This is a genomic window from Rhodococcus sp. UNC23MFCrub1.1 (assembly GCF_000686025.1).
In the GTDB taxonomy this organism is placed as follows: Bacteria; Actinomycetota; Actinomycetes; order Mycobacteriales; family Mycobacteriaceae; genus Rhodococcoides.
In genome coordinates this window covers 69,801-93,621 of sequence record NZ_JMLQ01000008.1, presented here as the reverse complement: position 1 = coordinate 93,621, position 23,821 = coordinate 69,801, and the positions used below count along the sequence as shown (strand labels likewise).

Here is a 23,821-nt window from a genome sequence, read left to right as displayed (position 1 = left end):
TGGAGACACCGGCGCCCACGAGGACAGACCTCGACGCCATTCACCCTAGGCATGGAGCCGCGCTGCCGAAAGGACCGAAACGAGCGCGCACTGTGACACTCCTGCCGGTGTTTCACACCGTCAGCAGCAGGTCAGACGTCTTTCAGCGGGGTGGCACCCAGCTCGGACTGCAGCAGCTCGAGCGCGACCTCGTCCGGATCGCGACGCGTCGACGGATCGACCGGCTCCTTCGCCTGCTTCATGAGCTCTTCCTGCTCCTCCGGGCTCTCCGGGGGAGGTGGACCGTCGTACGGCGAGGGACCCGGGTCGTCCGGATAGTCGGGCTCCTCGGGCGGCGGGGGGATGTCGTCGTCGGACGGGCGCGAGGGCGTCGACCGCGCCGGGGCGCTGCCGGACTGCGCCGGCCGTGCCGGCTCCGGGGTGGGCGCCGACCTGCTCGGGCGCGAGAACCGAGGGCCGGTGGACGCCGGGCGCTCGGCCGGGGTGGATGCCGGCGCCGGTGCCGCCGACCGGGCGGTGCCGTCGCCCGCCTCGCAGACCACGGTCCACTCGACGCCGAAGACGTCACGCAGCGCGTCCTTGATGACCTCGGCGTTGCGGGGCTCGACCAGCCTCTTGGCCAGCGGTACCGAGTCGTGCGCCAACACGATCGCCCCGTCCCCGACGGACTTCACGGTGGCGCCCGAGAGCATCACCTCGACGGTGCGGCTGCGCTCGCGCACCTTGGTCCGCACCTCGGACCAGACGGCGCGCACGTCCGCGGCATCCGGACCCTCCGCCGCGGCGGGACTCGGCGCGGCGGGCTCGGGTGCTGTCTCTGCTGCCGTCTCTGTCTGCTCGAGTGCCGACTCGGTGGGCTCGGGTGGCGTCGATTCGGCGGCCGGGGGTTCCACGGCTACCGGGGTGGGCTCCGGGGTCGGCTCGGGTTCAGGGGTCGGCTCGGGCTCAGGGGTGGCCGGCTGCGCGGCGGGCGGCTGCGCTGCGGCCGGTTCGGGGCGCGCAGGTTCGGGTGTGACCGGTTCCGGTGCAGCGACTCTGGCTGCGGGGGCGTCGACGACGGGCGCGGGAGCGGGGGCCGGCTCGGCCGCCCGCTCGGACGGACGGCGGTACGTCTGCTGCTGCGCCGCCGCCTCGAGGCGGTCGTGCTGATGTTCGGCCTCGACCGCAGCGGCCTCGCCTGCGGGCAGGGTCACGTCGAGGCGCCGTTCGAGTCGCTCCAACCGTTGCAGCACAGCACTTTCCGCATCGGACGCCGCCGGCAGCAGCATCCGCGCACACATGACCTCCAGCAACAGCCGGGGAGCCGTGGCGCCGCGCATCTCACCGAGTCCGGCGTGCACCGTCTCCGCGAATCGGGCCAGCGTGGCCGGGCCGATGCGCTCCGCCTCGTCGCGCATCCGCTCGAGCATGTCGGCGGGGGCGTCGACGAGTCCGCGCTCCCCCGCATCGGGGACTGCACGCATGAGGATGAGGTCGCGCAGCCGATCGAGCAGGTCCACCGCGAACCGGCGGGGATCGTGGCCCGCGTCCATGACCTTCTCGACGGTGCCGAACAGAGCGGCACCGTCCCGGGCGGCCAGTGCGTCGACGGCCTCGTCGATCAGCGCGACGTCGGTGACGCCGAGCAGAGTGAGTGCGCGGGTGTACTGCACACCCTCGTCACCTGCACCGGCGAGCAGCTGGTCCAGCACGCTGAGGGTGTCGCGCGGGGAGCCACCACCGGCACGAATGACCAACGGGTACACCGCATCCTGCACGGTGACCTTCTCCTCCGCACAGATGCGCTCCATCAGACCGCGCATGGCGAGCGGAGGCAGCAACCGGAAGGGGTAGTGATGGGTGCGGCTGCGGATGGTCGGCAGCACCTTCTCCGGCTCCGTGGTCGCGAACACGAAGATCAGGTGCTCGGGCGGCTCCTCCACGATCTTGAGCAGCGCATTGAAGCCCGCCGTCGTGACCATGTGGGCCTCGTCCACGATGAAGACGCGGTAGCGCGATTCCGCAGGCGCGTAGAACGCGCGGTCACGCAGCTCACGGGTGTCGTCCACGCCGCCGTGGCTGGCCGCGTCGAGCTCGATGACGTCGAGGTTGCCCGGGCCGCCGGGAGCGAGCGCGACACACGAGCCGCACACTCCGCACGGCGTCGACGTCGGACCCTGGACGCAGTTGAGCGACCGCGCCAGGATACGTGCGGACGACGTCTTGCCACACCCGCGAGGGCCGGAGAAGAGGTAGGCGTGATTGATGCGCTTCGAGTCCAGTGCGACGGACAGAGGCTCGGTGACATGCTCCTGCCCGACCACTTCCGCGAACGTCGCTGGACGGTACTTCCGGTACAGGGCCACGCGAGAGAGAGTACCGACGTCGACCGACAGAACGGTCGGCGGGAACCTACGATCCTGCGCTCTCCTTGGCGGCCCGCTTGGCCGCCTTCTTGAACTCGCGCACCTCGCCCAGACTGGTCGCGTCGACCACGTCGGCGATGGATCGTCGGGAGCCGTCGTCGCCGTACGATCCGGCGGCGTCGCGCCACCCGGCCGGCTCCACACCCATCTGCTTGCCCAGCAGAGCCAGGAAGATGCGCGCCTTCTGATCGCCGTACCCGGGCAGCGCCTTCAGTCGCTTCAGCACTTCTCTGCCGTCCGGGTCGCCGTCCGTCCAGATGGCGTCGGCGCGGCCGTCCCACTCGTCGACGATGTACGAGCACATCGACTGGATCCGCTTGCCCATCGACCCGGGGAACCGGTGCACCGCGGGTGGAGTGGAGCAGATCGCGAGGAAGTCGTCCTCCGGCATCTCGGCGATCGCGCGGACGTCGAGCGACCCGATGCGATCCACCAGCTTCTTCGGACCGGCGAACGCCGACTCCATCGGTACCTGCTGATCGAGCAACATCCCGATCAGCAGCGCGAGCGGGTCGGAGGCGAGCAGGGCGTCGGCGTCGGGATCCCCCACCAAGTGCAGCGTCGTGGCCATGGCCTCATTCTTTCACGCGGACAGCGCAGCACGAATGCGCTGCGCCAGCCGACCGTCGACGAGGTCCGCCCACGTCCACCGCACGACGATCCACCCGGCGGCACGCAGAGCATCCTCCCGAAGCTTCTCGGCGATCATCACGGTCTCGGTCGCCTCGCCTCCACCGGTGTACTTCACCATCCCGTCGAACTCCCCGATCACGTTGTCCCACAGGAAGTCGGGCCGATACACGCGTCCGTCGACGACGATCTCGACCTGCAGCCGAGGACGGGGGAGTCCGTGTCGGTCGAGGTAGACCCGGCTCCGCGACTCACCGACCGATTCGCTCGCACGATCGATGAAGTCGGCCACACGTCGCGCTCGGGCGATACCTGCGCGTCGACCACATCGCTGCAGAGCCGCCCGGATGTCGGCGTCATCAGCCGACGCGGCGTCCCCCGCACACACCGCAGCCTCGAACGACAGCGAACAGGCGAGGTCGACGACGGTTCGCGCAAGCGTCGTCACACATGTCTGGTCGTGCGTGGTCAGGTCGACCGGGCCGAGGGAATGGCTGTGGAGGTATCTGTCCGCGTCGACACGTCCGCGTCGTCCACTCGTCGCAGTGACATGGACTTTGTGCGGTGGCCCGCCGATCAACGGCAGCCCCCAGTGCACTGCGGCGGACTCGTGGCTGAGTACGAGGTCGGACCCGCCTGCCGACAGCACGGCCCTGGCGCTGAGGAGGTGGCGCGCTTCCGCAGACAGGTCCGCCATGACGCGGGAACCGACGAAACACCCGCGGCGCACGGAGGAGATCGAACCGGACCGGAGTGCGCGGCGGATCTCGGAATCGCTGACACCGCGGTGCACCAGGTCGCGTCGGGTGATGAGTGGGTCGTCGGCCATGCGCTCATCGTGAACGATCTCGCCGACCAGTGAATTGATCTGTCCACAGGGCCGCTGATTGCTCCGGTTTCTGCAAGGTGCTCCGGTTGCAACCAGAGCAGGATGCGGGACACGGAGCACGTGCAGCCAACGTTGTCCACAGGCGGCCGAGGTATCAGAACCCGCTTCGGCTACTGCAACCTGCTCCGGCTACGACAGGAGCACCGTGCGGAGACCGACCGAACTACGACCCGAGCAGCTTCTCCGTCGCGGCCAGCAGCACGCAGGTGGCCACGCCGTCCATCGCCGCGGACAACTCGTCGGTGGACGGGAAGCTGGGGGCGAGGCGGATGTTCCGGTCGTCGGGATCGCGCTTGTACGGGAAGGCGGAGCCGGCGCCGGTGAGGGCGATGCCGGCGTCCTTCGCCAGGGAGATGGTGCGCGCTGCGGTGCCGTCGAGCACGTCGAGGCTGATGAAGTACCCGCCCGCGGGCTCGGTCCACGAGGCCACCTTCGACGCACCCAAGCGATCGTCGAGGATCTCCTGCACCCGGGCGAACTTCGGCGCGAGGATCTCGCGGTGCTTCGCCATGTGTGCGCGCACACCCTCGGCGTCGCCGAAGAAGCGCAGGTGGCGGAGCTGATTGAGCTTGTCGGGGCCGATGCTCTTCTTGCCGTAGTGGCCCAGGTACCAGTCGAGGTTCGCCGACGACGAACCGAGGAAGCTGACGCCCGCACCGGCGTAGGTGATCTTCGACGTGGACGCGAAGACGTACGGACGGTTCGGGTGACCGGCCTCCGCCGCCAGGCTCAGCACGTCGTACGCGGGCGGGAACTCGTCTGCCAGCGGATGCACCGCGTAGGCGTTGTCCCAGAACAGGCGATAGTCGGCGGCCGCGGTGGGCATCGTCGCGAGAGCGCGGGTGACCTCCTCCGAGTACACCGCACCCGTGGGGTTGGCGTAGTTCGGCACGCACCACATGCCCTTGATCTGTGGATCGCCCGAGACCAGCCGCTCGACCTCGGCGACGTCGGGGCCGTCCTCGTTCATCGTCACCGGGATCATCTCGATGCCGTAGCTCTCGGTGATGGCGAAGTGCCGGTCGTAACCGGGGCTCGGGCACAGGAAGCGGACGACGGGTTCGGCCGACCACGGACGCACCGAGTCGACGGTGCCGTGCAGCAGCCCCCACACCACGAGGTCGTGCATGATCTCGAGGCTCGCGTTGTTTCCCGCGATCAGGTTCGCGGCCGGGATGTTCAGTAGCTCACCGAAGATGGCGCGCAGCTCGGGCAGACCCTGCAGTCCGCCGTAGTTGCGGCAGTCGGTGCCCTTGCCGTCCCGGTAGTCCTCACCGGGCAGGGTGAGCAGGCCGGCCGCGAGATCGAGCTGCTCGGGGGACGGCTTGCCGCGGGTGAGGTCCAGCGAGAGTCCGCGTGCGACCAGTGCCTCGTACTCGGCGGTGCGCTTCTCGTGCTCCGCGGCCAGCTCGTCGGGGTTCATCAGTCCGAGTTGAGCTTGGCCGGTCATGGCGAGGAGGGCCTTTCGAGGCGACTGCGCGTGGCGGGAAGTTAAGGGGACCCCGCGCACCCGGCAGAGCCCGTTGACCCTTGCTGCCTTCCGGCCCTGGGGGAGTTCACAGGATGCGCGCCGCGCGGGATCCGTGGACGAGTCTAGCCACATCCCCCGCGCACCACCGAACCGACCCGATTCGTCTCAACGGGGGTGTCGCCGGTAAGGTAGCCGACGGAGGATTCGCCTAGTGGCCTATGGCGCTCGCCTGGAACGCGGGTTGGGTTAACGCCCTCAGGGGTTCAAATCCCCTATCCTCCGCAAAGAAAGACCCCCGTGCACTGCACGGGGGTCTTCTTCGTTCTCACTCTCTGTCCAGCACCCAGGTCACCGGAGCCGGGTCGAGCCCTTCCACGACCACCGCGGCCCACGCCTCGGCCGTCGACACGTCCTCGTGCTCGGCCGTGGCCAGGATGGAGTCGTCGCTGGTGTCTCTCACTCGATAGGTCGGCATGGCTCACGAATGCCACGTGGCGGCCGGGGACAAACTCAGAAGAGTGCTTCCTGCATGGCGGGCAGCGCGGTGTCGAACTCGCCCCACTCGATGCGGCGGCCCCGCAGTCGGGCCAGGTCGGCGACGTAGACGGCATCCGGATCCTTCGCCACCGTCGCGCCGACGGCGGAACCGATGCACCACTGCACGGTCAGGCCGTGCGCACCGACGGCAGTGTCCAGCGGATAGGCCGTGCGCCGACCCGTGAAGGCCGCCTCTCGGCCCGCGGGCGGCTCCCACTGCTCGTCGACGACACGGAAGTCGTCGTCGGAGAAGTCGGGACCGAGGTCGGCGAGCACCTCGCGCGCCAGTGTCGCCGCGTCGGCGTTCGATCGGTCGAGGCGGGCGAGGTCGATCGGGCGGGTCAACCCCGCCGCCTTGGCTGCGGCGCGCACGGCCTGGCGCAGACCGGCAGTGTCGGTCATCGCGTCCTCGAGGTGCCGCACCACGCGTCCGTCGACCGCCCGTGCGACGTAGCGTCCGACCACGGCGCCCTGCTCGGTGAGCCGTCCCCATTTCCGAGGATCCGCCGCCGTTCCCACCTTGTCCGTCCCGTCGGCGAAGGTCGCGACGTAGAGCCAGTGCGGTTGCATCACGACGCTCTCGAGCCCCTTCGACAGGAAGTCCTGCCGGTGGACGATGTGGACGAACCGGTACGGATCCGCCGCGACACAGGCGTCGCAGTGCACCCCGGAGGTGGCGCGCGCACCGTTCGGGCAGGCCACAGGACGGCCGTCCTCGGCGCGGCGACCGATGCACCACAGCACACCCGGCGCGTCGAGCGCGCGGTATCGCAGTGCGGACGACAGCACCGGCCGGGACGTCACCTCGCCGGTGTCCGTGTCGGTGACTCCGAGCAGCGGCTCCCCGCGTGGCCACCCGACACCGCGCACGACCAGGGCCATCGCGACTCCTCTCCACCTGGCAGCATTCCCGGGATGAGCACACCCGGACCCGTCGGATCCCTCTACCGCCGAGTGACGACGCGCAAGGCCGGCGTGCTGCCTCCGCACCGCGCCACCCGACGTCTCTCGGCCTACGTCTACGGAAACGTCCTGGTGATGACCGTGGTGGTCGCCGCCAGTCCGTCGTCCATCGCGAACGGTACGGCGGCGTTGTTGGTGATCGGCACCACGCTCACCACCTTCCTCGCCCACATCTTCGCGGACGCCGTCGCGGCCGGCACCGTCGACGACGACACCGTCGACTGGCGCGAGGAGTTGCGGGACTCGCTGCCGATCGCCTCCTCGGGCGTCGCGCCGTCGTTGCTGCTGGCGCTGGCGTGGCTCGAGATCCTGCCCGGCGCACTCGCGCAGGGGCTCGCGGGTGGTCTGGTGACGTTGCGTATCGCGTCGATCCCGGTGGTCGCCGAGCGTCTGCGCGGCCGCGGACTGTCGTTTCGCCTGGTCCTGGCCGGTATCGCCACCGCAGTGCTGGCCGCGATCGTCGTGGCGGTGAAGGTGTATCTGACGCACTGATCGCGTCGTTCGCCACCGAAACTTCTTGTGACCGACACCGCCGCCGGGCAGTGAATGTCTGGGATCACATGCTCGCGGAACGGCTCCCCGCCGCCCACCAGCGTGCACACTGGAGCGGTAGTACAACGGAGGGATCTCCCATGGCGGCACTCGATACCGCACAGCCGGACATGCAGACACTCAGTCTGCACGGCAACGAACTGAAGTATCTGGACATCGGACACGGCCCCGCGGTCATCCTGATCCACGGACTGCTGGGCTCCCATCACAACTGGGAACCGCAGATCGACACCCTGTCGCAGCGGTACCGCGTCATCGTGCCGGACCTGTTCGGCCACGGTGAATCGGACAAGCCCGCCGGGGACTACTCCATCAGTTCCCACGCCGCGACGGTGCGCGACCTGCTGCACAGCCTGGACATCACGTCGGCGACGTTCGTGGGCCACTCGCTCGGCGGTGGCATCGCGATGCAGACGCTGTACCTGTTCCCCGAGTTGGTCGAGCGCATGGTGCTCATCGCCAGCGGCGGTCTCGGCCCCGAGGTCAGCCCGCTCCTGCGTGCGGCCACCCTGCCGGGCAGCGAATTCGTTCTCCCGCTCATGGCGAACCGCACCGTGCGCGGTCTCACCGATCTCGCGATCGATCGGCTCGACAAGCTGGGACTCCCCCTGATGAGCGCCAGTTCCTCCGAGGCGTGGCGCAGCTTCGGGTCGGTCCAGGACGCCGGCACCCGCCGCGCGTTCCTCGCGACCGCCCGCTCCGTCATCAGCTTCCGCGGTCAGACCATCAGTGCGACACCGCACTTCGCCAACTTCCCCAACATCCAGGCGATGCTGGTCTGGGGTGCTCGCGACAGCATCATCCCCAACTCGCATACCGAGAACGCTCGGGCCGAGTTGCCGCACGGCCGCGTCGAGATCTTCGAGAGGGCAGGGCATTTCCCGCATCTCGACAATCCCGACCGCTTCGACCGCATCTTCACCGAGTTCATGCGTGACTGCGAGGCCGGTGCCTCGCGTCCGCACCTCGTCGCCGAGGCCTGACACACACACGAACGCGCCCTCTCCCGTCATGCGGGAGAGGGCGCGATTCTGTGTGCGTGCCTACTTCGTCGGGATACCGGCCTTCGCGAGCTCGGCCTCGGTGGCCAGGTTCTTCGCGTCCGCGATGTCGATGCTCTCGAGCGCGATGCCCTTGGTCTCACGAGCCACCACGACGGCGATCAGCGTGATGAGCGCGGAGGCTGCGAGGTACCAGGCGATCGGCACGGACGAGCCGTAGACGTCCAGCAGCTTCACCGCGATGATCGGCGCGAGCGACCCTGCGACGATCGACGTCACCTGATAGCCCAGGGACACACCGGAATACCGCATACGCGTGGGGAACATCTCGGACATGATCGCCGGCTGGGTGGCGTACATGAAGGCGTGGAACACCAGTCCGATGATGATCGCCAGCATGATGACGACGTTGTGGCCGCTGTTCATCATGGGGAAGGCGAAGAAGCCCCACGTGCCGGCGGTGACCGCACCGACGAGGTACACCGGACGGCGTCCGACGGTGTCCGCCAGGCGACCGACCAACGGGATCACCGCGAAGTGCACGGCGTGCGCGATGAGCATCCACCAGAGGATGGTGCTGGTGTCGGTTCCCACCTCGACCTTGAGGTAGGTGATGGAGAAGGTGACCACCAGGTAGTACATGACGTTCTCGCCGAAGCGCAGGCCCATCGCGGTGAACACGCCACGCGGGTAACGCTTCACGACCTCGAAGACGCCGTACGACGCGGCCTTGATGACCTCGGCCTGCTTCTGCGCCTCGACGAAGATGGGTGCGTCGGTGACCTTGGTGCGGACGTAGTAGCCGACGAAGACGATGACGGCGGACAGCCAGAACGCGACACGCCAGCCCCAGCTGAGGAACGCGTCCTCCGAGAGCACGGTGGTGAGCACCAACAGGACGACCGTCGCGAGCAGGTTGCCGCCGGGGACACCGGCCTGCGGCCAACTGGCCCAGAAGCCGCGGCTCTTGTTGGGGCTGTGCTCGGCGACGAGAAGCACTGCGCCGCCCCACTCGCCGCCCACCGCGAAGCCCTGGATGAAGCGCAGCGTCACCAGAAGTGCCGGCGCCCAGTACCCGATCTGGTTGAACGTCGGCAGGCAGCCCATGAGGAAGGTGGCGGCGCCGACCAGCACCAGCGAGAACTGCAGGAGCTTCTTACGTCCGTACTTGTCACCGAAGTGACCGAAGACGATGCCACCGAGCGGTCGTGCGACGAAGCCGACCGCGTACGTGACGAAGGCCGCCAGGATCGCGTCGAGTTCGCTGGTTCCCTCCGCGAACATGATCTTGCTGAACACGAGCGTCGCCGCCGTGCCGTAGAGGAAGAACTCGTACCACTCGACCACGGTGCCCGCCATGGATGCGGCGACCACCTTTCGCAGACCCGACGGTTCCTCGTCGCGATCCACCCTGTCGACAACCGACATGACATTCTCCTTGCTGAGTCTCCGGTGCCGGGACAGTGATCCACGGCACACGCCGAGTCGAGTATCGACGCAGATCACCGCGCCGCACAATGGCCGCGCGCGCACGACCGAACTGCAAAGATGCACACATGACCTCGTCCGGACGCTCCTCGGCGCACACGCCGCCCAGCGCGGACGATCTTCTCGTCCTCCTCGCCGTCGGGCGCAGCGGCCGCTTCACCGCCGCCGCGGACAGCCTCGGTGTCAATCACACGACGGTGTCTCGCCGCATCGCCTCACTGGAGAAATCACTCGGTGGTCGGGTACTCGTCCGCACCTCGGGCGGCTGGGAACTCACCGACCTGGGCCGACACGCACTCGCCGCGGCCGAGACGGTCGACAGCGTGGTGCGCGGCCTGGTGGACCCGGGCGGTGCGTCGCTGCGTGGTGTCGTCCGCATCTCCGCGACGGACGGATTCAGCGCCTACATCGCGGCGCCCGCCGCCGTCAGTGTGCAGGAACGGCACCCCGAGGTGTCCGTGGAACTGGTCGCCGCGACGCGACGCGCCTCGCAACAACGGTCGGGAATGGACATCGAGATCGTCGTCGGCACGCCTCAGGTGCACCGCGCCGAGGCCGTGCACCTCGGCGAGTACTGCCTCGGTCTGTACGCCACTCCGGAGTACCTCGAGGACCACGACACCATCACCACCCGACGCGACCTCGCCGGCCATCCCCTCGTCTACTTCGTCGAGTCGATGCTCCACGTCGACGACCTCGATCTCGCGCGCTCCGTCGCCGTCGGCGACGCTCCCCCGTCGTCGGACGTCCCGGTGATGCGGAGTTCGGTGAGCTCGACCAACGTCTTCGTGCACGTCGAGGCCACGCGGGCGGGCGCCGGTATCGGCCTGCTGCCGTGCTTCATGGCCGACCGGCACCGCGATCTCGTGCGCATCCTGCGCTCGGAGGTGTCGGTCACCCTGGCCTACTGGCTGGTCGTGCGCGGCGAGACGCTGCGCCGCCCCGAGGTCGGGGTGGTGGTCGACGCGCTGCGGACGGAGGTCGCGTCCCGACGGGACGAGCTCATGGGTCGCGGCGAGTGAACGGCCGCTTCGCACCGAGCCCCTCCGGCGACCTCCACATCGGGAACCTCCGCACGGCTGTGCTCGCGTGGCTCCTCGCCCGCGGAACCGGACGCGGATTCGTCCTGCGCGTCGAGGACCTCGATCGCGTGCGACCGGGCGCCGAGCACCGTCAGCTCGACGATCTCGCCGCCGTCGGCATCACCGTCGACGGGCCGGTGCTGCGGCAATCGGATCGCCGAGAGTCCTATGCCGAGGCCATCGCCTCCCTCGCCGCCGACGGCCGTGTCTACGAGTGTTTCTGCACCCGCCGCGAGATCCAGCAGGCCGCGTCCGCACCGCACGCTCCCGAGGGTGCGTACCCCGGAACCTGCCGGAACCTCACGGAGGCGCAACGCGCGTCCCGCCGCGCCGAGGGCCGACGCGCCGCACTGCGGTTGCGTTCGGACACGCGGTCGTTCACCGTGACCGACGCCCTCGTCGGCGAGTTCACGGGCGTGGTCGACGACCTCGTCCTCCAGCGCACGGACGGCGTTCCCGCCTACAACCTCGCCGTCGTCGTCGACGACGGGTTCCAGAGCGTCGACCAGGTGGTTCGCGCGGACGACCTGCTCGCGTCGGCGCCGCGTCAGGCCTACCTCGCCGGTCTGCTCGGCGTGCAGATCCCGGAGTACGTGCACGTCCCGCTCGCTCTCGGACCGACGGGCAAGCGCCTCGCCAAGCGGGACGGCGCCGTCACCCTGCGCGACCGACTCGCCGCCGGGCAGACCGTGTCCGACGTCCGCGCCGAGATCGCGTCGTCGATCGGGGTTCCGTCCGAGCGCACGCACGAATCGCTGTCCGACCTGGCCTCGCACTGGTTCCTGGACCTGCTCCCGAGGGAGCCGTGGTTCGTGCTCGGTCACTGATCGAGACCCCGTTGCAACGGAACATCGCACACCGGTCGGGGCGTATCGGACGTAAGGTGGCCGCGAGAAGACTCCGACACGTCAACCCGTACGAGAAGGACATCATGACCACAGGCGGTTTCGACCCGAGCAAGGATCCGCAGAACCCCGGCAGCTACCCGCCGCCGCAGCAGGGTTCCTACCCGCCCCCGTCGCAGGGGTCCTACCCGCCGCCCTCGCAGGGCAGTTACCCCCCGCCCTCGCAGGGCAACTACCCGCCGCCGCAGGGCAACGTCCCGCCGCAGCAGGGTGGCTACCCCCAGCAGGGCGGCTACCCCCAGCAGGGTGGCTACCCGACGCCCCCGCAGTTCGACAACACCACCAACTACGGTGGCTCGAACTTCGGTGGAGTGCCCGGCGGCGGTCAGCCCGGTGGGCTCGGCATTCGACTGGGCGCGCGCATCATCGACGGGATCATCGTCGGCATCGTCGCGCTGATCCTCGCCGCGATCTTCGGTGCGACCGACAACATCCTCGTCACAGGGCTCTTCTCCGGCGTCCTGACGTTCGCGTACTTCGTCGGCCTCGAGGTCAGCCAGGGCGCGACTCTCGGCAAGAAGATCCTCGGACTCCAGGTGCACGGTCCCGCCGGCACGCCGCGGCCGACGCTGCAGCAGTCCGCGATCCGCAACGCGTTCACGCTGCTCAACATCATCCCGTTCCTCGGTAGCCTGCTCGCGTTCATCGCCGTGATCGTCATCGCCGTCACGGTCAACTCGAGCCCCACCAAGCAGGGCAAGCACGATCAGTTCGCCGGTGGCACCCAGGTGGTCAAGAAGTAGCCTCCGCACACACCGACATCGGGCGCGGGTCCCTTCGGGGATTCGCGCCCGTCGTCGTCTCGGTGCTTGGATCGACCGGTGACTGCAACCAACTCCACCGCCACCGACGGCGACACTCCGTCTGGACAGGCCTCGTTCGCCCACATCAGCCGTGGCTTCTACCCCGCCATCGTCGCGCTCTTCGTCGCGACACTGCTGATCTCGAACGTGGCCGCCAGCAAGGGTGTCGCCTTCTTCGCCGCGTCCGACGTCTCGCTCGGGCCCTTCCAGATTCTCCCCATCAACACCGACGGCGCGTTCTTCCTCTTCCCCCTCGCGTACATCCTCGGCGATGTCCTCAGCGAGGTGTACGGGCTCAAGGCGACGCGCCGCGCCATCTACCTGGGCTTCGGCTCTCTCCTGCTCACATCGGTCTGCTTCTGGATCGCCATCGAACTCCCCGCCGCGTCGTTCTACGAGAACCAGGCCGCACTCGAGACCGTCGTCGGCGTCGTGCCGCGCCTGGTCCTCGCCGGTCTCGCCGGTTACACCGTCGGACAGCTGTTGAACTCCATCGTGCTGGTGAAGATCAAGGAACGCACCAAGGAGAAGCACCTGTGGGCCCGCCTCATCGGGTCGACGGTGGTCGGCGAGTTCTTCGACACCCTGATCTTCTGCAGCATCGCGGCCGGCGTCATCGGCATCACGACGGGCGCCGACTTCGTGAACTACGTCATCGTCGGCTTCCTGTGGAAGACCCTCGTCGAGGTGCTCGTGCTCCCGATCACCTACGCCGTCATCGCGTACATCAAGAAGCGCGAGCCGACCTACTCCCCGGACTGACCCCCGCCCGCCCCCGCGAGTACGTCGATACTGTCGTTGTCGAGCACGACTTCACGACACTATGGGCGTACTCGCGGGGAGTTGCGGCTCAGGAATAGAAGCGCGCCAGCGTGTCCTTCTTGAACTCCTGGAACCGCCCGTCGCGGATGGAGGCGCGGATGTCGTCCACCAGCCGCACGGTGAACCGCTCGTTGTGAATGGTGGCGAGGGTCGAGGCCAGCATCTCCTTGGCCTTGAACAGGTGATGCATGTACGCCCGCGTGTAGTGCGCGCAGGTGTAGCAGTCGCACTCCTCGTCGATCGGCGTGAAGTCCCGACGGAACCGCGCGGTGTTGATGTTGAAGCGCCCGTCCGGGGTGTAGATCGCCGCGTTCCGGGCCACGCGTGACGGATTCACGCAGTCGAACGTGTCGGCACCGTTCTCGATGGCGACGAAGAAGTCGTCCGGCTCGCTGATCCCGAGCATGTGGCGCGGTTTGTGTTCGGGCAGTTCCTCGTTCACCCAGCGGACGATGGTGCCGAGGTTCTGCTTCTCCAGAGCGCCGCCGATGCCGTAGCCGTCGAATCCGCGCCCGGTCTCGCCGACGATGGTCTCGAGATCGTGTGCCGCCTTCCGACGAAGGTCCTCGTACTGCGCACCCTGCACCACACCGAACAGCGCCTGGTACGGCTTGTCGGCGCGCTCGGCCGTGAGGCGCTCGTGCTCGGCGATGCACCGCACCGCCCACGCCTGCGTGCGGTCCAGCGACTGTTCCTGGTACGCACGGGTGTTCATCAACGTGGTCAGCTCGTCGAACGCGAACATGATGTCCGCGCCGAGCTGGTGCTGGATCTGCATCGACACCTCGGGAGTGAAGCGGTGCCGCGATCCGTCGAGGTGGGACTTGAACGTCACGCCGTCGTCGTCGACGTGCGCGAGGCGCTCCTTGCCCTCGGCGATGACGTCGTCCGACTCCACCCGAGTGGCGTCCATCGAGATGACCTTCTTGAACCCGACGCCGAGCGACATCACCTGGAACCCGCCGCTGTCGGTGAACGTCGGGCCGTCCCAGTTCATGAACGTGCCGAGTCCCCCGGCCTCGTCCACGATGTCGGGCCCCGGCTGCAGGTACAGGTGGTAGGCGTTCGCCAGAACCGCCTGTGCGCCCAGCTCTTTCATCGACTCCGGCAGCACCGCCTTGACGGTGGCCTTGGTGCCGACGGCGATGAACGCGGGGGTCTCGATGTCGCCGTGCGGCGTCCGCAGGGTGCCGGTTCGACCGAGATGGTCCTCGATACGGGTCTCGACTGTGAAGAGGTCGGTCATGCCCCCATCGAACCAGACGCCAACTGCTGCTCCTGCAGGCCGGACGCACTGAGACGGTGGTAGGCGCCGCGCGCCGCGATGAGCTCATCGTGCGTGCCCTTCTCCACGATGGACCCGTTCTCCATCACCAGGATCAGATCGGCGTCGCGGATCGTGGAGAGGCGGTGCGCGATCACGAAACTCGTGCGATCGCTGCGCAGGGCCGCGGTGGCCTTCTGCACCAGCAGCTCGGTACGGGTGTCGACGGAGCTGGTGGCCTCGTCGAGGATCAGCACGGCCGGATCGGCGAGGAACGCGCGCGCGATGGTGATCAACTGCTTCTCGCCCGCACTGACGTTGCTGCCCTCCTCGTCGATGACGGTGTCGTACCCGTCGGGCAGCGAGTGCACGAAACGGTCGACGTAACTCACCCGCGCCGCCTCCATGATCGACTCCTCGGTGGCGCCACTGTTGCCGTACGCGATGTTGTCGCGGATGCTGCCGCCGAACAGCCAGGTGTCTTGCAGCACCATGCCGGTGCGCGATCGCAGCGTCGCCCGCGTCATGTCACGCGTGTCCACACCGTCGAGCGTGATCGAGCCGGAATCGATGTCGTAGAACCGCATCACGAGGTTCACGAGCGTCGTCTTGCCGGCGCCGGTGGGGCCGACGATCGCAACCATCTGGCCGGGCTCCGCCACGAAGGACAGCCCGTCGATGAGCGGACGCTCCGGTTCGTAGCGGAACGACACGTCCCGGAACTCGACGCGTCCACTGCGCGTGGTGGGGGTGACGGGTGCCGACGGATCGACGCCCTCCTCCTCGGCGTCGAGGATCTCGAAGATGCGCTCCGCCGAGGCGACACCCGACTGGAGCAGGTTGACCATCGAGCCGATCTGCGTGAGCGGCTGTGTGAACTGGCGGGAGTACTGGATGAAGGCCTGCACCTCGCCCAGGCTCAGCGTGCCGGACGCGACGCGCAGTCCGCCCACCACGGCGATGGCGACGTAGTTGAGGTTGCCCAGGAACATGATGGCGGGCATGACGATTCCGGAGATGAACTGTGCCCGGAAGCTCGCCTGGTACAGCTCCTCGTTGCTCTCGTGGAACACCCGCGCCGTCTCGTGCTGGCGGCCGTAGGCCTTGACCAGCTCGTGCCCGGTGTAGGCCTCCTCGACCTGTGCGTTGAGCGCGCCGGTCTGCTTCCACTGCGCGATGAAGTGCGGCTGCGAGCGCTTGGCGATCATCGCCGTCACCACGATCGACAGCGGCACCGTCAGGATCGCGACCAGTGCGAGCAGCGGCGAGATCCACAGCATCATGCCCAGGATGCCGAAGACCGTGAGCACCGAGACCACGAGCTGGCTGAGTGTCTGTTGCAGGCTCTGCGAGACGTTGTCGATGTCGTTGGTGACTCGCGAGAGCACGTCGCCGCGCTTGTGGGAGTCGAAGTAGCGCAACGGCAACCGGTGGATCTTGTTCTCGACGTCGGTACGCAGACGCTTGATGACGCGTTGCAGCGCGATGTTGAGAATGTAGCCCTGCACCCAGGACAGCAGTGCGGACCCGATGTAGAGGATGAGGACGAGGACCAGCACCTTGCCGACGGCGTCGAAGTCGACTCCCCGACCGGGGACGACGTCCATGCTCGACACCATGTCGGCGCGTGTGCCCTCACCCGAGGCGCGGAGACCGTCGACGACCTGCTCCTTGGACAACGAGGGGTCGAGCGAACGGCCGACGATGCCGTCGAAGATGAGGTTGGTGGCTCGGCCCAGGATGTTCGGGGCGAGAACGGTGAGAACGACGCTGGCGACGGCGAACACGAGGACCACCGTGAGCAGCATGCGCTGCGGAAGTAGCCGGCGCAGCAGCCGCCTGACGGACGGTCCGAAGCTCATCGCCTTCGTGCCGGGAGCACCGGGACCGGGAGGACCGCCGGGCCGCGTCATGCGACACCCGCTGCGGTGCGCTGCGAGTCGACGATCTCGGCATAGGTGGGACACGTCTCGAGCAGCTCGTCGTGCGTACCGAGGCCGACCATCCTGCCGTCGTCGAGCACCACGATGCTGTCCGCGTCGCGGATGGTGGACACCCGCTGCGCGACGACGATGACGCAGGCGTCACGTGTGATGGGGCGCAGGGCCGCTCGGAGATTCGCGTCCGTCGTCAGGTCGAGAGCGGAGAACGCGTCGTCGAAGACGTAGATGCTCGGCCGCCGGATGATGGCGCGGGCGATGGCCAGTCGCTGACGCTGCCCACCGGAGACGGTGGTGCCGCCCTGGGCGACGGCGGTCTCGAGACCCTCGGGCATCTCGCGGACGAAGTCGGCGGCCTGCGCCACCTCGAGTGCGTCCCACATCTCGGCCTCCGTGGCGTCCTCCTTGCCGTAGCGAAGATTGGAGGCGATGGTGCCGGAGAACAGGAAGGGCCGCTGGGGGATCAGTCCGATCTCCACTCGCAGCGCCTCCGGATCGAGTTCTCGCACATCGGTTCCGCCCACGCGCACCACTCCGTCGGTCGTGTCGATGAGACGCGGGATCAGGTTGATCAGCGTCGTCTTGCCCGAGCCGGTGCTGCCGATCACGGCCGTGGTGGTTCCGGCCGTCGCCCGGAACGACACGTCGCAGAGCACCGGGTGATCGGCCGCGGGATACGCGAAACCGGCCTTGTCGAACTCCACCGTCGACGGCGCCGAGGCGAAGACGACGGGCTTCGCGGAGGGCACGACGGACGAATTCGTGTCGAGCACCTCGGTGATGCGCTCGGCACACACGCTGGCGCGCGGGATCATCATCGCGATGAACGACGCCATGATCACCGACATCAGGATCTGCATGATGTAGCTGAGCAGGGCCGTCAGCGACCCGATCTCCATGCGTCCCTCGTCGACGGCGTGACCACCGAACCAGATCACCGCGACGCTGGTGACGTTGCTGATGAGCATGACCACCGGGAACATGAGCGCCATCAGACGACCGACCTGCAGTGCGGTGGCGGTGAGGGCGGTGTTCGCGTCGTCGAAACGCTCCACCTCGTACGGCTCGCGCACGAAGGCGCGTACCACGCGGATGCCCGTGATCTGCTCGCGCAGAACGCGGTTGACCGTGTCGATGCGCTTCTGCATGACCTTGAACGCCGGAACCATGCGGACCACGACGAAGCCCATGCTCAGCGCCAGCGCAGGAACGGCGATACCGAGGAGCCACGACAGTCCGAAGTCCTCGCGCAGAGCCATGACGATGCCGCCGACGCACATGATGGGCGCCATCACCAGGATGGTGCAGCCCATCAGGACCACCATCTGCACCTGCTGAACGTCGTTCGTGTTGCGGGTGATGAGCGACGGAGCGCCGAACGTCCCGACCTCGCGCGCCGAGAAAGTGCCGACGCGGTCGAGGAGCGCCCCGCGGATGTCGCGGCCGGCCGCCATGGCGGCGCGTGCTCCGAAGTAGACGCCGCCGATCGAGCACGCGATCTGCACGGCGGAGACGGCCAGCATGATCGAGCCGGTCGACAGGATGTACCCGGTGTCGCCGGTCGTCACGCCGTTGTCGATGATGTCGGCGTTGAGGCTGGGCAGGTACAGCGAGGCCACGGTGGCCACGAACTGCAGCACCACCACGCCTGTCAGTGCGCCGCGGTACGGCGCCAGATACCGGCGGAGAAGTGAGATCAACACGTCGTGCATCCTTCCTTCTCGACAGGACCCGTCGGACGACAGGCGTGGTGGGTGCAGTTCATCGACTCAGCTCCGGTTCGCCGGCTGCTGGGTCGCCGGTGCGGTCTCGTCCGTCCTGCGGACGAGTTTCTCACCTTCGATGTCCACGTTCGGCAGAATCTTGTCCAGCCACTTCGGCAGGTACCAGGCCTTGTCGCCGAGCAGCGCCATGACCGCGGGGATCAGGATCATGCGGACGATGAAGGCGTCGAAGAACACGGCGGCCGCGAGTGCGAAACCGATGGACTTGATGAACGAGTCCGGTTCCAGCATGAACGCCGCGAACACCGAGATCATGATGACCGCCGCGGCAGCGACGACGCGGGCGCCGTACTTGAAGCCCGTGACGATGGCATCGCTCGCGGTCGCGCCGTGGACGTACGCCTCCCGCATGCGGGACACCAGGAACACCTGGTAGTCCATCGCCAGACCGAACACCACACCGATCAGGAAGATCGGCATGAAGCTGACGATCGGCTGCGGATTGGAGATCAGGCCCAGCCCGCCCTCCTGGAAGATGAACACCGTCGCACCGAACGTGGCCAGCACGCTGAGCAGGAAGCCCAGGGTCGCGGTCAGCGGGACGAGGATGGATCGGAAGACGACCATCAGCAGCAGGAACGCCAGGCCGACGACGACAGCGAGGTACGGGATCAGGGCCTTCTGGAGCCGATCCGACACATCGATCTCGAGCGCCGTCTGGCCGGTGACGCCGTAGGTGACGCCGTACTCGGATTCCAGACCACCCCGGGCGTCGCGCAGCGCGGTCACCAGGTTCTGCGTGTCCTCGCTGATCGGTGAGCTCTTGGGAGTCACCGACACCAGGGCGGTGTCGCCCGCCGGGTTGAGCCCGGCCTGCTGTGCGTTGGTCACGTCGGGTTCCGCCGCCGCCTTGTCGACGACGGCCTGGAAGGCCGCCGTCCGATCGGCCTCGGGGACGTTGCTCGCGTCCACGACCATCAGCAGCTGACCGTTGCGTCCCGGGCCGAAGCCCTGGTCGACCAGGTCGTACGCCTCACGAGCGGGGGTACCCGGTTCGGCGGTGGCCACCGACGGAAGCGCCAGACGCAGCGACGTCATGGGACCGGCGATGACACCGAGGATCACGACACCGACGATGAGCACCAGTGCGGGACGCTTGATCACCATGCGCACCCATCGCAAGCCGTTGGTCGGCTTGTCGTCGTGCTCGGGGTCCGGCACGGTGCGGATCTTGCCGGCGAACGCCTTCGCGCCGAAGAGTCCGAGGACGGCGGGCAGCATGGTCAGCGCGACGAGGACGGCGACGAAGACACCGAAGCCGGCGGCCAGACCCATCTGGGACAGGAACGGGATGCCGACGACGCGCAGTGCCACGAGCGCGATGAGCACCGTGGTGCCGGCGAAGACGACGGCGCTGCCGGCGGTTCCCACGGCGCGTGCCGCGGCTTCCTCACGGTCGTCCGTCTCGCTCAGCTCGTTACGGAACCGGGCGACGATGAACAGCGAGTAGTCGATGGCGACGGCCAGGCCGATCATGATGGCGAGAATCGGCGTGAACTGAGTGAGCTCGGCGAAGCCCGACGCGGTGGTGATGGTCAGACTGGTGACGCCGATACCGACGATGGCCGTGATGAGCGGCAGTCCGGCGGCGACGAGCGATCCGAACATGACGACGAGGACGACGGCGGCGACGGCCAGGCCGATCAGCTCGGCGGTGCCGCCGGGCGGCTCGGCGGCCTGCATGGCGCTGCCACCGATCTCGACGGTGAGCCCTGCGTCACGGGCGGGCTGGGCGGCGTCGGTCAGCTCGGTGCGGATCTCGGCCGTGACATCGGTGACGGTGCCGGTGATGGGCACGTCGAGGATGCCGATGGTCTTGTCCGGTGAGAGCGGCGACACGACCGCGGCGTTCGCGGCCGCGACGTCCGGCGCGAGACCGGCCTCCGCGTACTGATCGACGATCGCCTGGTTGCCGGCGATCGGATCGAGGAGCGGCATGGCACCCTCGGGCACCGGTCCGGCCGCGGGATCGGCCTTGGCCGTGTCCTTCACGGCGGCGATGCCGCGAATGTTCGCGATGACGCCGTCGATGGCCGCCGTGTTCTCGGGCGAGTCGAGCGTGGTGCCCGCGGGTGCCTGGAACACGTACTGCGCGGACGCCGACGTGAGCGGATCCTCGCCGCCTCCGAAGCGCTCCTTCTGCAGATCCAGCGCAGCCTGGGCGGGGGTTCCCGGGATGGAGAACGACGTGCTCGTCGGGCCGGACAACGTGGCCGCGCCGATACCGGCCAACACCAGGATGGCGAGCCAGATCGGCAGCACGATGCCTTTCCGACGGTACGAGAACCGTCCTATGCGATACAGGAAGGTGGCCATGAGAGTTCTCCTCGTTCGGGGGGGTGTCGTGCTGCGGGTGACGGACGGACGCGCGATCAGTCGGGCGGGAGCGGGGTGGAACCGGTGAGCGGCGCTCGGAAGCCCCGTTCGAGTTGTTGCATGGCGAGGCGGACCACCTCGCCGGCGGATTCTGCTGTGGTGGAGCCCTTCTCGGATGCCTCGGCGAAGAATCCGAGTGCGGCGCTGACGGTGGCGCCCACCGCGGCCTGGACCAACGAGGGGTACAGGTCCCGATCGGGATCGAGCCCCGTGCGCCGGGCCACGGCCTTCTTGAACGCCGCGGAGAGCGAGCGGTCGAACTCGAGCTTCTTCGCCAGCAGAGCCGGCGACTCCTCGACGAACCGCGCGACCGCGACAGTCTCGGTCAACTCGCGCTCGGGATCGTCGACGATCTCGAAGACGATGGCGCGCACCGTGTCCCAGAAGTCCTCGTCCTGCGGACGGTGTTCGATCAGGTCCACCCACTCGAACGCTGCCTGCTCGAGGTAATACAGCGCCGCTTCTTCCTTGCTGGAGAAGTAGTTGTGGAACGTGCGCGTCGACACCCCCGCGTCGCGGGCGATCGCCTCGGCGGTCACGGTGTCGAAACCCTGTTGCCGCCCGAGACGGATCGCGGCAGCACTGAGCGCTGCACGGGTCTCCGCCTTCTTGCGGTCGCGTAGTCCGGAACTCACGAATCCCACAGTACGGAACTTGCACGGCTCGGCAAGTTTGCAGTGGTGTGCACTTTTGTGACGCTCACCACGCTCGCGCGGTGTTTCGAACCGTCAGGGAGTGAGCCAGCGCTTCACACGGGCGGTGATGAACGGCAGCAGGACGTACACCATGAGGGGTGTGCTCACGAGGGTGACGAGCAGGGTCCGGAGTACAAGACCCAGCGAGAGGTACTCGGAGACAAGGGTGTTGAGCAGAAGAGACAGGGGGAAGAACGCCGACCAGATGACGATGGCCTGCTTCCACCGAGGCGGCGGAGCGCCCACGACGCGGACCGCGTCGGTGAGCGTCGACTGTGGCTCGAACCACCCTTCGACCCCGGTGAGGCGATGCGTCACATGGTCGTCCGCCACACCCACACCACGCGCGACCCAGGCACGCCGGAAGGGCGACGAGAGCCACTCCTGCAGATGAGCGTCCGAATCGAATCGGTAGAGCACGTAGTACTCGTACGGATCGGTCGAGGAGCGCAGCCACCCGCCGCCCAGAAACCCGTCGAACGTGCGCAGCACACTGATTCCGGCATCGGTCCAGGCAACGAAGTCCTGCTCACGGCCGGGCGTGATGCGCCGCGCCACCGAGGTCGTGACCGCGGTACTCGTGGACGTGGACCGGTCGTCCCGGGGTTCAGTCATGTCAGGCGTTCGAGAGGAGTCAGTTCTTCTCGGAGAACAGCTGGGTGTAGACGGGCGGCGCCGCGTTGACGACGTCCCTGGCAGCGGACGTCGCGGGAGCCTCGACGGGCTCCGCGTCGGCGGTGACGGGTGCGAGAAAGATCAGTTCGGGTTCCATGGAAACCCCTTCATCAGTAGTTCGGTGGTGAGGAGAACGAGTCGTCCGTCACGAGGGGGAGAACGAGGCGCCGGTGAGAACCGCGGCGTGCTCGTGATCCGAACACTACGCCACGGCGCCGACGGGGCGCGGTACGACCACGCCCGGCCACGTCGACCGTCGTCTGTGGATGCACTGAGAGAAGACGACCGACACTCTCGGACTGTCGACGCCGTGCCCTGCCTGTGTCACACTTGTGACAGAGGCGTGACCTGAGCACTTCCCGCCCTCTCCGCGGTTCTCACCACTGCATCGACTGCCAGAACGACCGACAGCCACCGTGGCCAGACCGTCCACAGAACAGAGGCACCAGTGTCCGTCACCGCCGAACGCCCCAGAGATCGATTCGTCAGTTCGTACACCGAGCTGTCCGTCGCCGTGCGCGCCTCGGGGCTGATGTCCCGCCGCCGCGGTTTCTACTGGTCCCGCATCATCGGCACCGTGGCGGCCTTCGTCGCCGTCTGGGTCGGTGCGTTCCTCCTGGGCGACTCGTGGTGGCAGCTCGCGCTCGCCGTCGCCCTCGCCGTCGTGAGCACGCAGTTCGGCTTCCTCGGTCACGACGGCGCCCACCGCCAGATGTTCGACTCGGCGAAGTGGAACGAGTGGACGGCCCGCATCCTGTCCGGCACCTTCGCAGGACTCTCGCTGCACTGGTGGCAGGGCAAGCACAGCAAGCACCACAACGCGCCGAACCAGATCGGCAAGGACCCCGACATCGGGAACGGGCCCATCGCCTTCGTCCCCGAGTACGTCGCGCAGCGCACCGGCTTCTACGGCGCGTTCACCCGCCGCCAGGGCTGGCTCTTCTTCCCGCTGCTCACCCTCGAAGGCGCCGCACTCCACGTCGCCAGCGTGCGCACGCTGATCGGCTCCAAGGAGATCAAGCACCGCAAGCTGGAGCTGTCGCTCATCGCGCTGAGGCTCACCATCGGGTTCGCACTGCCGTTCCTCGCGATGCCGGCGGGGCTCGCAGTCGGCTTCATCCTCGTGCACTTCGCCGTCTTCGGCGTTCTGCTGGGCGGCTCGTTCGCGCCCAACCACAAGGGGATGCCGCTGGTTCCGGCCAATGCGAAGATCGACTTCCTCCGCCGCCAGGTCCTCATGTCGCGCAACGTCGACGGCGGCCCCGTCACCGACTTCATGATGGGCGGCCTCAACTATCAGATCGAGCATCACCTGTTCCCCAGCATGCCGCGGCCGAACCTCAAGAAGGTGCGGCCCATGGTGCGCGAGCACTGCGCCAAGCACGGGGTGACCTACACCGAGACGTCGCTCGTGAAGTCCTACGGCATCGTCGTCCGCTACCTCAACCAGGTGGGACTGTCGAAGCGCAACCCCTTCGACTGCCCGCTGGTACGCGAGTACCGCGCCTGAACTCGGTGTGACCGCGGTCACGTAGACTG

The 23,821-nt window shown here is 67.9% G+C and carries 21 protein-coding genes, 1 tRNA gene and 1 other RNA gene; 8 read left to right on the top strand and 15 right to left on the bottom strand.

The window, feature by feature from the left end; translation table 11 throughout:
* Positions 1-131: 131 nt before the first annotated feature.
* The 5 genes from BR07_RS25370 to ffs form a co-directional block, all read right to left on the bottom strand.
* A complete protein-coding gene (locus BR07_RS25370) occupies positions 132-2,345 on the bottom strand; it encodes a DNA polymerase III subunit gamma and tau (protein WP_037186475.1) in 2,214 nt (737 codons plus the stop codon).
* A 46-nt stretch (positions 2,346-2,391) separates the two neighbouring features.
* A complete protein-coding gene (locus BR07_RS0118070) occupies positions 2,392-2,976 on the bottom strand; it encodes an HhH-GPD-type base excision DNA repair protein (protein ID WP_027506627.1) in 585 nt (194 codons plus the stop codon).
* A 12-nt stretch (positions 2,977-2,988) separates the two neighbouring features.
* Entirely contained in the window at positions 2,989-3,864 is an 876-nt protein-coding gene (locus BR07_RS25365; protein WP_037186472.1) for a type IV toxin-antitoxin system AbiEi family antitoxin domain-containing protein, read from the bottom strand.
* Between the two features lie 223 nt (positions 3,865-4,087).
* Positions 4,088-5,374, bottom strand: coding sequence for an aminotransferase class I/II-fold pyridoxal phosphate-dependent enzyme (locus BR07_RS0118060; protein WP_027506626.1), 1,287 nt, complete (start codon positions 5,372-5,374; stop codon positions 4,088-4,090).
* 41 nt (positions 5,375-5,415) lie between these two features.
* Positions 5,416-5,510, bottom strand: an RNA gene (gene ffs, locus BR07_RS26725) — signal recognition particle sRNA small type.
* An 82-nt stretch (positions 5,511-5,592) separates the two neighbouring features.
* Here ffs and BR07_RS0118055 point away from each other — a divergent pair.
* Positions 5,593-5,677, top strand: a tRNA-Ser gene (locus BR07_RS0118055).
* Between the two features lie 43 nt (positions 5,678-5,720).
* Here BR07_RS0118055 and BR07_RS27800 read toward each other — a convergent pair.
* Together BR07_RS27800 and BR07_RS0118045 are read right to left on the bottom strand one after the other, a co-directional pair.
* Positions 5,721-5,855, bottom strand: a complete 135-nt coding sequence (locus BR07_RS27800; RefSeq protein WP_268788599.1) for a hypothetical protein — start codon at positions 5,853-5,855, stop codon at positions 5,721-5,723.
* Positions 5,856-5,905: 50 nt separating this feature from the next.
* The gene (locus BR07_RS0118045; RefSeq protein WP_231476435.1) at positions 5,906-6,814 is read right to left on the bottom strand and encodes a DUF2797 domain-containing protein; all 909 of its coding nucleotides are present in this window, start codon (positions 6,812-6,814) and stop codon (positions 5,906-5,908) included.
* Positions 6,815-6,847: 33 nt separating this feature from the next.
* On the opposite strand from BR07_RS0118045, the gene BR07_RS0118040 reads away from it, so the two are divergent.
* On the top strand, positions 6,848-7,387 hold the full coding sequence (locus BR07_RS0118040; RefSeq protein ID WP_027506624.1) for a hypothetical protein: 540 nt from the start codon (positions 6,848-6,850) through the stop codon (positions 7,385-7,387).
* A 140-nt stretch (positions 7,388-7,527) separates the two neighbouring features.
* Positions 7,528-8,430, top strand: a complete 903-nt coding sequence (locus BR07_RS0118035; RefSeq protein ID WP_027506623.1) for an alpha/beta fold hydrolase — start codon at positions 7,528-7,530, stop codon at positions 8,428-8,430.
* 60 nt (positions 8,431-8,490) lie between these two features.
* Here BR07_RS0118035 and BR07_RS0118030 read toward each other — a convergent pair whose 3' ends face one another.
* Complete coding sequence (locus BR07_RS0118030) at positions 8,491-9,876, bottom strand: MFS transporter (RefSeq protein WP_027506622.1); 1,386 nt, start codon at positions 9,874-9,876, stop codon at positions 8,491-8,493.
* Between the two features lie 128 nt (positions 9,877-10,004).
* On the opposite strand from BR07_RS0118030, the gene BR07_RS27110 reads away from it, so the two are divergent.
* The 4 genes from BR07_RS27110 to BR07_RS0118010 all read left to right on the top strand — a co-directional run bounded on the left by BR07_RS27110 (position 10,005) and on the right by BR07_RS0118010 (position 13,488).
* Positions 10,005-10,958: a LysR family transcriptional regulator gene (locus BR07_RS27110; RefSeq protein WP_231476434.1), complete on the top strand. Its 954-nt coding sequence runs from the start codon at positions 10,005-10,007 to the stop codon at positions 10,956-10,958.
* Entirely contained in the window at positions 10,955-11,845 is an 891-nt protein-coding gene (gene gluQRS / locus BR07_RS27105) for a tRNA glutamyl-Q(34) synthetase GluQRS (RefSeq protein WP_027506620.1), read from the top strand. Before BR07_RS27110 ends, gluQRS begins: the two co-directional genes overlap by 4 nt.
* A 104-nt stretch (positions 11,846-11,949) precedes the next feature.
* Positions 11,950-12,666 (top strand): RDD family protein, encoded by a 717-nt coding sequence (locus BR07_RS27870; protein ID WP_027506619.1) that lies wholly within the window; start codon positions 11,950-11,952, stop codon positions 12,664-12,666.
* Positions 12,667-12,744: 78 nt separating this feature from the next.
* Complete coding sequence (locus BR07_RS0118010) at positions 12,745-13,488, top strand: queuosine precursor transporter (RefSeq protein ID WP_027506618.1); 744 nt, start codon at positions 12,745-12,747, stop codon at positions 13,486-13,488.
* Between the two features lie 88 nt (positions 13,489-13,576).
* On the opposite strand, the gene tgt is transcribed toward BR07_RS0118010, so the two are convergent.
* The 7 genes from tgt to BR07_RS27100 form a co-directional block, all read right to left on the bottom strand.
* Positions 13,577-14,794, bottom strand: a complete 1,218-nt coding sequence (gene tgt / locus BR07_RS0118005) for a tRNA guanosine(34) transglycosylase Tgt (protein WP_027506617.1) — start codon at positions 14,792-14,794, stop codon at positions 13,577-13,579.
* Entirely contained in the window at positions 14,791-16,725 is a 1,935-nt protein-coding gene (locus BR07_RS25360) for an ABC transporter ATP-binding protein (RefSeq protein WP_051613554.1), read from the bottom strand. Before BR07_RS25360 ends, tgt begins: the two co-directional genes overlap by 4 nt.
* Entirely contained in the window at positions 16,722-18,455 is a 1,734-nt protein-coding gene (locus tag BR07_RS0117995) for an ABC transporter ATP-binding protein (RefSeq protein ID WP_027506616.1), read from the bottom strand. Before BR07_RS0117995 ends, BR07_RS25360 begins: the two co-directional genes overlap by 4 nt.
* 66 nt (positions 18,456-18,521) lie before the next feature.
* Positions 18,522-20,852 (bottom strand): MMPL family transporter, encoded by a 2,331-nt coding sequence (locus BR07_RS0117990; protein ID WP_027506615.1) that lies wholly within the window; start codon positions 20,850-20,852, stop codon positions 18,522-18,524.
* A 56-nt stretch (positions 20,853-20,908) separates the two neighbouring features.
* Positions 20,909-21,547, bottom strand: a complete 639-nt coding sequence (locus tag BR07_RS25355; RefSeq protein WP_051613574.1) for a TetR/AcrR family transcriptional regulator — start codon at positions 21,545-21,547, stop codon at positions 20,909-20,911.
* 93 nt (positions 21,548-21,640) lie between these two features.
* Positions 21,641-22,222 carry an antibiotic biosynthesis monooxygenase gene (locus BR07_RS0117980; RefSeq protein WP_027506614.1) on the bottom strand — a complete coding sequence of 194 codons (582 nt, stop codon included), beginning with the start codon at positions 22,220-22,222 and terminating at the stop codon, positions 21,641-21,643.
* Positions 22,223-22,241: 19 nt separating this feature from the next.
* Positions 22,242-22,379: a hypothetical protein gene (locus BR07_RS27100; RefSeq protein ID WP_155957101.1), complete on the bottom strand. Its 138-nt coding sequence runs from the start codon at positions 22,377-22,379 to the stop codon at positions 22,242-22,244.
* A 351-nt stretch (positions 22,380-22,730) separates the two neighbouring features.
* On the opposite strand from BR07_RS27100, the gene BR07_RS0117970 reads away from it, so the two are divergent.
* Positions 22,731-23,792, top strand: a complete 1,062-nt coding sequence (locus BR07_RS0117970) for a fatty acid desaturase family protein (protein ID WP_027506613.1) — start codon at positions 22,731-22,733, stop codon at positions 23,790-23,792.
* Positions 23,793-23,821: the final 29 nt, after the last annotated feature.

Coding starts and splice junctions, on each gene's coding strand:
- BR07_RS0118070 (WP_027506627.1), bottom strand. CDS start 2,976: ATGGCCACGACGCTGCACTTGGTGGGGGATCCCGACGCCGACGCCCTG.
- BR07_RS25365 (WP_037186472.1), bottom strand. CDS start 3,864: ATGGCCGACGACCCACTCATCACCCGACGCGACCTGGTGCACCGCGGT.
- BR07_RS0118060 (WP_027506626.1), bottom strand. CDS start 5,374: ATGACCGGCCAAGCTCAACTCGGACTGATGAACCCCGACGAGCTGGCC.
- BR07_RS0118045 (WP_231476435.1), bottom strand. CDS start 6,814: ATGGCCCTGGTCGTGCGCGGTGTCGGGTGGCCACGCGGGGAGCCGCTG.
- BR07_RS0118040 (WP_027506624.1), top strand. CDS start 6,848: ATGAGCACACCCGGACCCGTCGGATCCCTCTACCGCCGAGTGACGACG.
- BR07_RS0118035 (WP_027506623.1), top strand. CDS start 7,528: ATGGCGGCACTCGATACCGCACAGCCGGACATGCAGACACTCAGTCTG.
- BR07_RS0118030 (WP_027506622.1), bottom strand. CDS start 9,876: ATGTCGGTTGTCGACAGGGTGGATCGCGACGAGGAACCGTCGGGTCTG.
- BR07_RS27110 (WP_231476434.1), top strand. CDS start 10,005: ATGACCTCGTCCGGACGCTCCTCGGCGCACACGCCGCCCAGCGCGGAC.
- BR07_RS27870 (WP_027506619.1), top strand. CDS start 11,950: ATGACCACAGGCGGTTTCGACCCGAGCAAGGATCCGCAGAACCCCGGC.
- tgt (WP_027506617.1), bottom strand. CDS start 14,794: ATGACCGACCTCTTCACAGTCGAGACCCGTATCGAGGACCATCTCGGT.
- BR07_RS25360 (WP_051613554.1), bottom strand. CDS start 16,725: ATGACGCGGCCCGGCGGTCCTCCCGGTCCCGGTGCTCCCGGCACGAAG.
- BR07_RS0117990 (WP_027506615.1), bottom strand. CDS start 20,852: ATGGCCACCTTCCTGTATCGCATAGGACGGTTCTCGTACCGTCGGAAA.
- BR07_RS0117980 (WP_027506614.1), bottom strand. CDS start 22,222: ATGACTGAACCCCGGGACGACCGGTCCACGTCCACGAGTACCGCGGTC.
- BR07_RS27100 (WP_155957101.1), bottom strand. CDS start 22,379: ATGGAACCCGAACTGATCTTTCTCGCACCCGTCACCGCCGACGCGGAG.